General features: G+C 44.6%; 15 protein-coding genes, 1 tRNA gene and 1 rRNA gene. 5 read left to right on the top strand and 12 right to left on the bottom strand.

Annotated elements, in window-relative coordinates; all coding sequences use genetic code 11:
* Positions 1–91, bottom strand: a 16S ribosomal RNA gene (locus tag QOL41_RS14045); the annotation flags it as partial.
* A 378-nt stretch (positions 92–469) separates the two neighbouring features.
* On the opposite strand from QOL41_RS14045, the gene QOL41_RS14040 reads away from it, so the two are divergent.
* The 3 genes from QOL41_RS14040 (at position 470) to QOL41_RS14030 (ending at position 2,895) form a co-directional block, all read left to right on the top strand.
* Positions 470–634, top strand: coding sequence for a hypothetical protein (locus QOL41_RS14040; protein WP_173654472.1), 165 nt, complete (start codon positions 470–472; stop codon positions 632–634).
* A gap of 6 nt (positions 635–640) precedes the next feature.
* Positions 641–1,477: a lysophospholipid acyltransferase family protein gene (locus QOL41_RS14035; RefSeq protein WP_349362410.1), complete on the top strand. Its 837-nt coding sequence runs from the start codon at positions 641–643 to the stop codon at positions 1,475–1,477.
* A 203-nt stretch (positions 1,478–1,680) separates the two neighbouring features.
* The gene (locus QOL41_RS14030; RefSeq protein WP_283430263.1) at positions 1,681–2,895 is read left to right on the top strand and encodes a diguanylate cyclase domain-containing protein; all 1,215 of its coding nucleotides are present in this window, start codon (positions 1,681–1,683) and stop codon (positions 2,893–2,895) included.
* Between the two features lie 284 nt (positions 2,896–3,179).
* On the opposite strand, the gene QOL41_RS14025 is transcribed toward QOL41_RS14030, so the two are convergent.
* The 11 genes from QOL41_RS14025 to QOL41_RS13975 form a co-directional block, all read right to left on the bottom strand.
* The gene (locus QOL41_RS14025; protein WP_173654475.1) at positions 3,180–3,626 is read right to left on the bottom strand and encodes a hypothetical protein; all 447 of its coding nucleotides are present in this window, start codon (positions 3,624–3,626) and stop codon (positions 3,180–3,182) included.
* 22 nt (positions 3,627–3,648) lie between these two features.
* Positions 3,649–3,721 (bottom strand) — tRNA-Met (locus QOL41_RS14020).
* A 46-nt stretch (positions 3,722–3,767) separates the two neighbouring features.
* On the bottom strand, positions 3,768–4,496 hold the full coding sequence (locus tag QOL41_RS14015; RefSeq protein ID WP_283430265.1) for a metallophosphoesterase family protein: 729 nt from the start codon (positions 4,494–4,496) through the stop codon (positions 3,768–3,770).
* Positions 4,497–4,845: 349 nt separating this feature from the next.
* A complete protein-coding gene (locus QOL41_RS14010; protein WP_173654477.1) occupies positions 4,846–5,265 on the bottom strand; it encodes a bactofilin family protein in 420 nt (139 codons plus the stop codon).
* A gap of 20 nt (positions 5,266–5,285) precedes the next feature.
* Positions 5,286–6,077 carry a M23 family metallopeptidase gene (locus QOL41_RS14005; RefSeq protein ID WP_283430262.1) on the bottom strand — a complete coding sequence of 264 codons (792 nt, stop codon included), beginning with the start codon at positions 6,075–6,077 and terminating at the stop codon, positions 5,286–5,288.
* The gene (locus QOL41_RS14000; RefSeq protein WP_173654479.1) at positions 6,078–7,079 is read right to left on the bottom strand and encodes a ParB/RepB/Spo0J family partition protein; all 1,002 of its coding nucleotides are present in this window, start codon (positions 7,077–7,079) and stop codon (positions 6,078–6,080) included. It abuts the gene before it with no gap.
* Positions 7,080–7,082: 3 nt separating this feature from the next.
* A complete protein-coding gene (locus QOL41_RS13995) occupies positions 7,083–7,868 on the bottom strand; it encodes a ParA family protein (protein ID WP_073058256.1) in 786 nt (261 codons plus the stop codon).
* Positions 7,865–8,530, bottom strand: a complete 666-nt coding sequence (locus tag QOL41_RS13990; protein ID WP_283430261.1) for a 16S rRNA (guanine(527)-N(7))-methyltransferase RsmG — start codon at positions 8,528–8,530, stop codon at positions 7,865–7,867. Before QOL41_RS13990 ends, QOL41_RS13995 begins: the two co-directional genes overlap by 4 nt.
* Before the next feature lie 422 nt (positions 8,531–8,952).
* The gene (locus QOL41_RS13985) at positions 8,953–9,714 is read right to left on the bottom strand and encodes a hypothetical protein (RefSeq protein WP_283430260.1); all 762 of its coding nucleotides are present in this window, start codon (positions 9,712–9,714) and stop codon (positions 8,953–8,955) included.
* Between the two features lie 249 nt (positions 9,715–9,963).
* Positions 9,964–10,629 (bottom strand): hypothetical protein, encoded by a 666-nt coding sequence (locus QOL41_RS13980; protein ID WP_283430259.1) that lies wholly within the window; start codon positions 10,627–10,629, stop codon positions 9,964–9,966.
* 17 nt (positions 10,630–10,646) lie between these two features.
* Complete coding sequence (locus tag QOL41_RS13975) at positions 10,647–11,114, bottom strand: VOC family protein (protein WP_283430258.1); 468 nt, start codon at positions 11,112–11,114, stop codon at positions 10,647–10,649.
* Positions 11,115–11,234: 120 nt separating this feature from the next.
* Here QOL41_RS13975 and QOL41_RS13970 point away from each other — a divergent pair, with 120 nt between their 5' ends.
* Positions 11,235–11,741: an O-acetyl-ADP-ribose deacetylase gene (locus QOL41_RS13970; protein ID WP_173654484.1), complete on the top strand. Its 507-nt coding sequence runs from the start codon at positions 11,235–11,237 to the stop codon at positions 11,739–11,741.
* 50 nt (positions 11,742–11,791) lie between these two features.
* Positions 11,792–12,190, top strand: a complete 399-nt coding sequence (locus tag QOL41_RS13965) for a pyridoxamine 5'-phosphate oxidase family protein (RefSeq protein ID WP_173654485.1) — start codon at positions 11,792–11,794, stop codon at positions 12,188–12,190.
* Positions 12,191–12,472 lie beyond the last annotated feature (282 nt).

Below are 12,472 nucleotides of genomic sequence, written 5' to 3'. Positions count from 1 at the left end.
TTCGCCGCTATGTATTGCTACACCGCTCGACTTGCATGTATAAGACACGCCACCAGCGTTCGTTCTGAGCCAGGATCAAACTCTTCATTAATTTTTTAAAGTCTTGGTCCCGTTAATCACGTTCGTATTATTGACTATTCCAAGAAATCTCTTGGACCCGTCACTAAGCACATCTCCGATTCCTTCAATCTTCCCGGCGGCCTCGCGGGCCTCCGTTCTCGTTCGTTTGAGCTCTTCAGCTCTCTCGTTCGAGGGTGAGGCCAATTATAGAACTTTCTGTGACGATTGTCAAGAGGTTTTGCGCATTTTTTTCATTTTTTTTCACTTTTTTCCATTTTTTTGTTTTATATCCACATAATAATCATTTTATCAACATTCTATCAACATATTTATTCTGACTATAGCCAATCATAGCCGTTGTTTTTAGCCAATTTTTCTTTTTTCCTGGTTCTTTTCTATAATTCCATATATGAGTTACGAATGCAGACACCTAAGAAATACATTCTGCAACAAGCGGAAAAAGGAATGCGACCCCGGAGCACCCGGTTGCGTTCTCCGCGGACGGTTCGTATTCCCCTTCAGCGAATCCGCCAACGACTCTATCAAAAAGAAGCCTAAACCGGACAAGGACTAACTCACCTTGTTCAAGTTCAGCTACATTTTCGAAAAAATATTGTACAGGGCACTATTGGCATCTGGCTGGAAGCAAGATGTTGTACAAGCTAACTTGATATACGTACACCCCAATTATTCAAAAATAATTTGTTCAAACGAATATAAACAAATTATAAAACACCTTGCACATCACGTATCCGATATTCTTTTTGATTTCGGCTCATTCAAAAAATTGCCGCACGACTTTAGCAGTTATCCCTTCAAGCAAAATTGTATTACATATAAGCTAGCAGAAGGTAGCGAACCCGTTTTAAACAAAATGCGTGAAGGCGGAATATTCCTGACTGCACACTATGGCAATTACGAAGCGATTGGCCCGTGGCTCTGCCGCTTGGGCATTCCGCTCAAGGCAAGCTATATACCGCTTAAGCCCGTATGGCTCAACCGCATTGTCGAAAATAAAATCCGTTCTGTAGACAAAAGAAATTATTCCGTGAACGCCAAGAGCCCGCGCGAATTCTTGCGAATCCTCGATGACAAAAATTTATTCTGTCTATTGATGGATCAGGACAGCCGAATTGAAAGTGCTACCACAGCAACATTTCTCGGAAGAAAAGTTCACGTGAATCCGCTGCCAGATTTTTTATTAAAGCACCAGCCGCAAACCCCCGTATTCATTTGCTGGCTCGAAGAATCTGGTACAGAAAAAATCCTGCATGCAATTGAAATCACTCCGACAAACAACAGCGTAAACGACGAATTCAACCGCTGGCTGGAAAAACGAATCGCCGAAGATTCTGCGCTTTGGTATGGTTGGACTCACCGACGTTTTTACAGCTGCAATTCCAAGATATATGGATAATTATTCCAATCTGGAATAATCAGCTTTATCCTATTTCGCAGAAAAAACTATATATATGGATATAACAGAGTATTGGGATTATGCAGATATTAGAAAACGAAAATATCTCAAATATTGATGACGCGAAGGTCGTTCAGCCTATCGCGAAACGCAAGCTTGTTCTTGTACAAATCAATAACCCTTCCCTCAAAAAATTTCGCGCCATGCTTTCGGAAGAATACCCCATTATCGATGTGGATTCCGAAAAAGAAGCATTGCAATTGGTAGACAAGCAGCATGACAATATTTCCGCTGTATTGTTCAACGTGGAACTGTGCAAGCAAAGCGACTTTTGGCTACAGAAAGTTCTGAACGAAGATAAACGTTTCGTAGGCATTCCAAACATCGGCGTTTCTACAGTCGCGGATTCCGATGACTACAAACTCTGCATTGCCCGCGGTGCAAACGAATACTTTGAACCGCCGTTCCGTAAAGAACTTGTCATGCTCCGGATTAACAATGCTATTAGGGGAAAGGACTCAGCCACATTTTCCGAAGTCGAAAAAATCCTGAAGGAATTGCCGTCGAACATTTACCTGAAAGATGCCGAAGGCAAGTACGTTTTCGCAACTCACTACTGGCACCATCTGCATACCGAAGGCGACCCGAACTGGACCATTCGCGGAAAGACCGATGTGGAAATTCGCGAAGACAAGGAAAACGCACTGAAGGCCATGGAATCGGACAAGGAACTTTTGCGCACGGGCAAAGGCACCAACTACGTCATTAAAGAAGAAGGTAAAAACGGAGTCGAATACCTGGAACTTATCAAGCGTCCGGTCTTTGATGACGACGGTAAAGTTAGCGGAATTATCGCACTTATCAATAACGTAACAGAAACTCAGTCACTTAAGCTGGAACTCGAAAAACGTTCCAAGACTGATTCGCTCACAGGCCTTTTGAACAAGCAAGAAACCGAAAGCGAAATTACGCGTATCACCGAAAGCAACAGCAATGAACGTGGTGCCTTGATGATGATCGATGTAGACAAGTTTAAAGAGATAAACGATTCATTCGGTCATGCCGCAGGAGACCGCGTGCTCACGGCAATCGGAAACATTCTGCACAATTCATTCAAAGGAATGGATATCACAGGACGTATCGGTGGCGATGAATTTATGGTATACTTGCGCGATATCAAGCCCGATACGGCAATCAAGCTTGCCGCAATGATTTCGGATAAAGCAAGACACCTTTTTGCAGGCGAACCTTTAGAAAGGCACGTTTCGCTTTCAATAGGAATATCCGTATTCCCCGAACACGGTAAGAAATTCGAAGACCTGTACCGTGCATCTGACATGGCACTTTACTTTGTAAAGGAGCATGGCAGGGACTTTTACAAGATGTATTCTCCAGAACTGAAGAGTCTTCACAATTAGTCTTGTGTTCCGGGCGCATTCCCGGAAAATCTTCGTCTGTCCAGAACCTGGAATACCAGCAAAGATAAATGAGTGTGAGAACCGTAAAGCCTGCGATGCAGAGCAGTTTGAACAACATAACAGTTGTCGCGTAATCGGTTGGTGTATACATTCTAACCCCGTAGTGGAACAACCACAACACACCAAAAACCGCGCCAAATATATATTTTGGCACGGCTCAAGTCAAACTGATTTGATTATGAAAATCTAGTATTAATTACACTAAATAGCTTACCGGAAAAAGGCTAGTTATTCGTGCGCAAACCGGCGGCATCGAACGTCGCCTTATTTTTCGGATCGGGCACAGCAACCGTGGTAATCCAGTTGTATTCGGCAATGCCGGCAAGACCCACGCGAGCGCAGAGCTGGTCGCGAGCCACATTGTAGGCATTCAGAATCTGGATTTTTTCGGTATCGTTAGCCTTGTCGATTCGTTCGGACCAACGCACTCCGAGTTCCACGAGAGCAGCACTTGCCTTCACATAAAGCTTGGCCTTTTCAGAAGTGATTTCCGAAGAAGCGGGAGCAGTGAATGCATCGACCTGCACGATAGGCACGGTCTTAGGAGTGGATGCTTGCACCTGGTTCATTTCAGGTACGTTATCGTCAGCGTTATCGCAAGCGACAAACACCGGAGCTACGAAAAAAGAGGCGATCATCAACAACGCCACTTTTAGGATTCGTCTTGACATATCAGCCTCTTTTTCAAAATACTAGCGGCTTGTGGGCTCGAACCACAGACCTGCGGATTATGATTCCGACGCTCTACCAACTGAGCTAAGCCGCCAAATTTTTCCCAAATTTAGTCAATTAGTTTTAAAATTTCAAGGGGTCTATTCAAAATAAACTGTAGTTTCTAAAAATTTTTCGCCCCATTCGATCAATTGCCAGCCCGGCGCAGCACTTTTCAGGTTAAAGTAAGGCACATTCGGGTCAATCTGGAACTGAGTTGCAGGAGCAACGTGCACAATCTGGCGTCCCATGTTCACTTCGAACTGGTGATGGTAGTGGCCTGCGTAAATATGAGTCAAGTTCTTGATACCAGCAAGTACTTCTTGAACTTCAACCATATTTTCCAAATGGTAACGCAAGTCCATGAACCGGTGGCCACAGAAACAAGGCGGATGGTGCATGAACAGAATGACTTCGCCCTTGATCTTCGAAGCTTCTTCCTGCAACCATGTCAGCTGATCCTGTGAAACATTCCCGCATCCACTATCTAAAAAGAAGATAGTCCTTCCACCCAGGTCATAACGGTAATAACATCTGTCACCATGAATCTTGGATTCAAGGTCGAAGTACTTCCGCATGATGTTGAGGTCGTCGTGATTACCGGGAATGATACAAACCGGAACTTTGTAGTCTTTCAATAAAGATGCTACATGCTTGTATGCAGCCGCTTGCGAATTTTCAGCAAGGTCACCGGACAACACCAAGAGATCCAAATTTTGCATAGAGTCAGAATTCAGAGCTTTAAGGAAATTCGCGCATACGTCGATCCCCTGAACGAGCTCTTCTCCGTTTCCAATATGGATATCGGATATCTGACCTATTTTAAGCATCTTTGAAGACATTTTGTTTGAACAATATAAATATTATATTGCCGCTAAGTTTATGATTTACACCACTTTCTTGCCAAATGTGAGCCATATCATACCGATTTTCAACATAAAACGGTGTACCGCATGTGAATTGGTATTGAAAACTCACCTTCAACACTTATCAACATTGAAAAAAGTGAACAGATTGAAAGTTTTCAACATTTTTCCTCATCAATTTTAGTTTTGCAACTTTTTGACCATCAATGAGTTATGTTTTCATCTTCACAATTCTATCCACTATTCACGGCACTAATTACCATTATCATTTATATAAATAATTAGTGTTTATTGATATAGGTGTGGATTTGACTTAGAGGTCTAAATCCTTAGGTGCTTTGACAGGCTGTTGCTTAGCAGACTGCTGTGCTGCAGGCTGAGCTGCCTGGGCAGGAGCGACCTGAGGAGCACCCATCTGGCAGTTACCCTGGAAGATTGCACCTTCCTGGATAATGAGACGCTTGGTCTTGATATTGCCTTCATACTGAGAGGTACTTTCGAGAATGAGCTTGTCAGTGCATTCGATGTTGCCCTTGACAGAACCGGCAATCACAGCAGTAGTGGTCTTGATTTCAGCTTGGACCACGCCCTGACGTTCGACGATGAGTTCGCCTTCGATAGAGATGCCGCCAACGACATTACCAGCAACGCGCACGTCGCTATTGCCGCTGATGTCGCCCTTGATTGTCACGCTGTGACCGATCTGAGTGATTTCCTGTTCTTTAGTAGCCATTTTTTACCTCTTTGGTTGATTTAATAATTGATGAAAAGCTCGGGATCTGTTTCCTTGCCATCTTTATTTATAGAATAGTGCAAGTGCGGTGCGCTGCTGTTTCCCGTATTCCCGACTGTTCCTATAATTTCGCCTTTCCCGACATTGCGACCCTTGCGGGTACGAATATCTTTTAAATGTGAATAACTGGTCTTGTAACCGTTCTGGTGATCGATGATGACCGTGTTGCCCAGTTCGTCTTGTTGACCTGCAAATTCTACAACGCCGCTACCCGATGCAAATACCGGGTTTCCTGCTTGTGCCGAAAAATCAATTCCCAAGTGGTCGTTTGCTTCACTGAATTTTTTGCTCACGATTCCGACAACAGGAATCACGTTTGGAATATGTTCCAGGCGGACCTTGTCTTCGTGCGGTTTCCAGCCACCTTCATAATCGACATCGATTTTTTGTGAAGGCGTGTGGGCGAACCTGCTCTTGTCGATAAGGCTGTTGACCTTTTCCGAATCGTTTTCGATGAACGTGCCGAGGATATTCTGGATACGTTCTTCTAAAACCCAGAGCGAATCGATTCTCATGAAAAGTTCTTCGTAGTTGGCATTCTGTTTTACAAGCTGGCCGTTTGCGATGCGGATGTTTTCGTAGTTCGCCATCATGCGACCGATACGACCTGCATTATATATCAGAAAGCCTGCAGCGATGACCGCGGCAATAAGGAAAAGTTTCAAGAGTAAAAACCACTTTCTGTTGATGCGGTAACTCTTGATTTCCTTGGAGTCTTCCGGAATAATTTGGACTTTATAGTACTTGCTCATTTAGCGTTCCATGAGTTCCTGGATTCGGTTAAGGTCGTCCATGGAATAATAGTTAATAACAATCGAACCCTTGGTCTCGGTTGAGGCACTTGGGTTGATTTGGACCTTTGTTCCGAAATAGGTTTCGAGACGGGACTCGAATTGTTTCATGTCGGCACTGAGTTCCGGCTTCGGCTTGGCTTCGACTTCGGGCTTGTGAATTTCCGGCTGGTCTTCAGCTTCAGGTGCAGCCTGTTCCGGTTCCTGCGGTTTGGAAATATCTTCGCCGCGGGCAATCGCTTCGATCTGGCGAACGTTCAAGCCTTCTTCGATGATCCGCTTGGCGACTTCTTCGGGATTCTGGATTTTGTCGCTGCAGAGGGCGCGAGCGGCACCGCCCGAAATTTTTCCTTCTTCTATCCACAAAAGTACTACTTCCGGGAGTTTGAGAAGGCGAAGACTGTTAGTAATTGCAGAGCGCGACTTACTCACAATCTTGGACAAATCTTCGTGAGTATAGCCGTGATTATCGATCAATTGTTGATAAGACTTGGCGACTTCGACCGGATTCAGGTCGACACGCTGGATGTTTTCGATGAGCGCCCATTCGGCCATGGCCTTGTCGTCGAGGTTTTCATAAACCTGGGCCTTGATGGTCGGAAGTCCGGCAAGCTTGGTTGCACGGGTACGACGTTCACCACTGATGAGCTGGTAACGGTCACCCACCTTGCGAACAGCAATCGGCTGGATCAACCCGTGCTGTTCAATAGATTCTGCAAGTTCGACCAGTTCATCGTCGCTGAAAACTTTACGCGGCTGGAACGGGTTCGGGTCGATAAGGTCGACGTTGATTTCAACGACTTTCTGTGAGTTATCAACAGTTTCGGATTTTTCGACGGCGTTTTGCGAAGCATTTTCGTCGGATTGTGGATTGGACTGCTGAATATCAGATGCTGCCGGAGCGGAGTGATCCTTGAGGATATCGGCGAGGCTGCGACCCAATGCGAAAGACTTTTTACCCATTTATTACTTTCCCTTATTCAAGATTTCTTCGGCGAGTTTCATGTACGCTTGTGCACCACTGCTCTGTACATCGTAAAGGATGGCGGGCTTGCCGTGGCTCGGTGCTTCGGAGAGTTTCACGTTTCTCGGAATCATTGCCTGGAAAACGGTGTCGCTCAAGTTTTCACGTACTTCTTCGGCGACCTGCTTGCAGAGGCTCAGGCGGGAATCGTACATGGTGAGGAGCGCACCTTCGATCTTGAGGTTTGCGTTCAGGTTCTTCTGAACTTCGCGGATAGTCTTGAAAAGTTCGGTCATACCCTGCAGGGCGTAGTATTCGCACTGCACTGGAATCAAGACACTGGTGGCTGCGGTCAGCACGTTCAGCGTCAAAAGGTTCAGGCTCGGAGGAGCATCGATGATGATGAATTCGAAAGACTGCTTGAGTACATTCATCACGCGTTCGAGACGGCGTTCGCGGCTCATGGCGTTCACCAGTTCGATTTCCATGACGGCGAGGTCCGGGCCAGAAGTGATGACCTTGAGGTAATCTAGACTCGTATCGAGGATAGCTTCCTTGATATTGTCATAGGTAATATTGTCCGGATTGTCGGCCATGTTCAGGACTTCGTGGATATCCACATCCTGAAGTTCATTATAGCCGAGACCCTGCGACGCGTTACCCTGCGGGTCCATGTCGATAAGGAGTGTCTTCTTTTCTAATGCGGCAAAACTGGCGGCCAGGTTGACGGCGGTCGTGGTCTTGCCCACGCCACCTTTCTGGTTGCAGACTGCTATCACTTTACTCATTCATTACCTCGAGTGACTAAGGCGTAAACTTGTTCTTCCTGCGGGAGTGCATATTTATATATGTGTACTGCCGGATCATTTTCCAGGTGAACAATATTGTTGAAACTTTTCAGCGTGAGGAATTTTCCACCGCCCTTCAAACCGGGCTGGGCACGTTCCCAGTCGTTTTCAAAAGTCGAAAGGGCGCGGCAACTCACATAGTCCAGATAGGCAAGTCCCGAAGTTTCGAAACGCTTGCCCACGACGGTCAGGTTATCCAGGTGCAGTTTTTCCTTGGCGAACTTCATGAATTCCACGCGCATGTGGCGGGGTTCGACGGCAAAGAATTCCACCTGGGGCATTACGATGGCGAGCGGGAAAATCGGGCAACCTGCCCCCGCACCCATATCGGCCCATTTGATAGACGAGAGAGAAGAGACGAGAGACGAGAGATCTTCTCTAATATATATATAGGGAACCAACGAATCGGCTATGTGTCTGCTCAAGAACTTCTCGGAGTCCTTTGCCGAAATCAGGTTACCAAACTGCTTGGTCTCTACTACCAAGTCTGCAAAATCATAAAGCTTGCCGAGTACATCTTCGGACAGCTGCACACCATGTTCTGTCAAGAACTGGTTCAAAAGATTCTGCTGGTTTTTGTTGTTTCTATAGGAACGTTCCACGTGGAACAATTTAGTATTATGAAATGTGAATACAACAAAAAAGGGCTTGCGCCCTTTCACTTTTTAAAAATATCCGTGGATAAGTTTTTGATAAATGTGGATTTTGTGTGAATAGGATTCACACTTCTTAAGGAAATCAGAATAATTCTTTTATTTGCGGGAGGGAACCCAGCTCGGAGTTGCGAAGGCCGCACGGTTCCCTCCCTGCACCCTCCCATTCCTTGGCCGACGCAGCCAGGCTCGTCTAGACGATGAGCATATTTGTTGTTGATTATATCCCTCGCTAATAAAAAAAGTTTGGACACTTCGTGTCCGACATGCTCATACTTGGTCATAAAATATGCAAGCATATTTTGCGACACTCGTAATCGCATGTTTCATGTGAAACATAAAAAGTCTCCTTTAAGGAGACCTTTTAGATATTATCGGTTGACTTTTATGATGTACTTGCTGTTGGCGGGGCGGCCGAGGAGGTCGAAGTGTTTTGCGTTTTTGTAATTGACTGTCGGGCGAACTTTGCGATGGATCGATGTGGAGGAGTTGGGACCGACCTTGACAAAGAAAAGTTTTGTATCGGTATTGCTATAGGATGCAATAAATCCTGTTTCTGTAGTTTCTGTGAATATTTGAAAGGTATCCTTAATTGACTTGATTTGTTGGTCGTCTTGTTTCTCTATTGTATATCCAGTCATGTTGCATATGTTTGCATTCTTGGAATCAGGGGTTATTGTAAAATTCATAAATGTATAGGGTGTTCCATCTGTAATCCATTTTTCATCAATATACAGTGTATCGTTGTGCAAAAAAAAGTGGATAATTATTTCCAATGAATCCGGATTACCTGAGTTTTGACCATAAATATATTTGTATGATGAATCCCTTCCTGGAACAAAAACTCTAACTTCAGAATTACCGTAATGGAGGTCGGTAATTGTTAATTCAATTGTAGAATCTGTTGTTCTTCTTGTCTGTTTAAGTTTTTGGGTGTCACATGTTCCGTTAGTTTGGCATTCGACGATGCTATCTAAACTATTATCGGTGTAATAATACTTGTAGGATGAAAAATAGGTTTTGCCATCATCTACGAGGTATACGCTATAGGTGCTATCTAGTCGATAATTGTTATTAAGTCCGTATTCGAGATAAGCACTGCGAGAAAAATCAAGACAGTTCGCAGCATGCACATTCAGTGCGATAAAGGATAGAATGAAGATCAGTTTTTTCGTATAGGAAAATATAGTAAAAAGTTTTAGAAATTCTGATTATATGTTCGGCCTTTGGCTTCGCCAGAGGTTACGTTTGGACACTTCGTGTCCTACCTTAATCGGCTCGGAAATAGAAACAAGCAAGCTTGTTTCTGCTTCACTCGCCTCATAAGGTTTCACGTGGAACATATTTAAAGGCCAAAAATTTCACACTACACATTCCACATCTCACTTCTTATAATATATAGTGGTGTATTCATTGCCGCCGTAGCAGGGGCCGGGGGCTTTGACGTATCTGTTGTAGTCGAACTTGATTGATTTCTGGATGAGGGTGTTCCCCTTCATTTCATATTCATAAGTGTCGATGATAAAGTTATTATCGCTTTTTCGAATACACTTGTTTTTATTGTCGGGGTCGCGGTATGTTTTTAAATTCCTGGGAACCCAGTTATTGACTTCGTAAATGGTATCGTTTTTGAAGTAGAATATCTGGTGTTGTTCATTGTCATTATCGATATAGACGGAATCTTTTCCGCGGTAGACCGTAAAGTGCCATCCGTCTTTCAGAGATTTCCAGTCGTATTTCTTGACCTTGCCTACCTTGGTGGAGTCGATTTTCCAGTCGGGAATGTAGGTGGATTTTTTTTCGACATTACGGGCAAGGCAAGATTGGTACAGGTTCATACTGTCGAGGTGATTGCCTGTCCAGTGATACTTGATGGTATAGACCAGCCCGTTTTGCTCCTGATAGAGACTATCCGGCAACGTTTCGCCGGGCATGATGAGGGCGTGATCCTGAAAGTTCGTTGCGAAATAATTGAATGTGTGTCGGATGCAGTCAACCGCATAGGCATTCAAAAATGCCGCTATTATTATAATGAATGTTCTCCTCATATATCCCCTCCACTTTTTTAAACTGTAATCTCTACCCTATTGCCTTCGGGATCGAGAACCACACTTTCATAATACCCGTCGCCGGTGGTTCGGGGTTCCCCTACCACCTGGATTCCATCAGCATACATTTGTTTGGTTAAACGGTCCACCTCTCCTTTTGAACCCACGGAAAAAGATAAGTGTGCAAAACCTAAGTGTTCCACGTGAAACATGCGATCGCGAGTGTCACGACGGGGTGCTTGCACACCGGCATGACCGAGCGTGAGCATGTCGGACTGTAACGAAGTTACAGGCCAAACATGATCGATATCGGGGCGGTGCATTATTTCCAACCGGGCGCCATCGTCGAAGGTGACGAACCGGCTGGTGAACTGTTTTGCCGGATTATGATAAATCGGGTGAACTACCCCGCCGAAATACTTTCGGTAGAATTCACACACCTTGTCGATGTCTTTTACCCAGATGGCAATATGTTCGATTTTCATAATAACCCCACTATAATATATACAAAAAGAGAGGGTAAAAAAATAAAGTTTTCAACATCTATTCACATAATCAACGTTATTGTTGGAATATCTTTATCTATATTATAGTTGAGGTTTTACATGATTGAGATTGAAATTATTCAAGGTGATATCACCAAACTGAATGTGGATGCGATTGTGAATGCCGCCAATTGTTCACTTTTGGGTGGTGGCGGTGTTGATGGAGCTATTCACAGGGCGGCGGGTCCGGAGCTCTTGAAGGCATGCATCCCCTTGAACGGTTGCGAAACGGGTAAGGCTAAAATCACTCCGGGATTCAGGTTGCCGGCAAAGTTTGTTATCCACACTCCGGGTCCGATTTATCGGGATGGCCTGCATGGTGAACCGGCACTCCTGGAATCTTGCTATAAAAGTTGCCTGGATCTTGCCGAGGCGAATGCTTGTGAGACGGTCGCCTTCCCTGCTATTTCGACTGGCGTTTATGGTTACCCTTGGGAAGCCGCTACCGAGATTGCCGTGAAGACGGTCCAGAATTATCCGGCTAAAAAAGTCAAGAAGGTAATCTTCTGCTGTTTCTCTACTCAAATGGAAGAAATTTATACGCGGTTTATTACGACCTCGCATTAGTTCTTTTTACTATATTATGAATAGGAAAGAACATTAACAGGAGATTTATAATGGAAGAAGTCAAGAACTTCATCAAGGAATGTGGCGCCTACTTTTTGGCAACGGTCGACGGTGACCAGCCGCGCGTTCGCCCTTTCGGCACTATCGAAATTTTCGAGGGCAAGCTCTATATTCAGACATCTAAGGTTAAGGACTGCTCCAAGCAGATTCAGAAAAACGGCAAGGTCGAAATTTGTGCCATGAATGCCGAAGGCAACAAGTGGCTCCGTTTGGCAGGTACGCTTGTGCGTGATGACCGCCGCGAGCCCAAGGTCCACATGCTCGACTGCTATCCTGAACTCAAGTCCATGTATTCTGTCGAAGATCCGAACACTGAAGTGCTCTATTTTAAGGACGCGACTGCTACGTTCTACGCTTTCGGAGCTGCTCCGCGTACCGTGAAATTCTAGTTTCACGTGCAACAATCAAGCCAATTGTTGATAACTTTTATAAACATTTTACAAACACCGAACTTCATGTGGAGCTCGGTGTTTTTCATTTTGGTGGATAAGTTTGGGATTTGTTTAACAGGATTGACAATAGATTGTGGAAATAACTAGCCGAAAAAAACAATGTTCCACGTGAAACATAGTGCTTTTGTGGATATGTTGTGTTATATCCCCGATTTCTGTGGAATAACGATTTTTAATTTTCAACATTATATCAACATACGACTTTGAACGCTGTTAAGT

The sequence above is a fragment of the Fibrobacter sp. UWB10 genome (assembly GCF_900182935.1).
In the GTDB taxonomy this organism is placed as follows: Bacteria; Fibrobacterota; Fibrobacteria; order Fibrobacterales; family Fibrobacteraceae; genus Fibrobacter; species Fibrobacter succinogenes_O.
The sequence above is the reverse complement of the archived record's forward strand: the minus strand, read 5'-3'. Positions and strand labels throughout refer to the sequence as shown.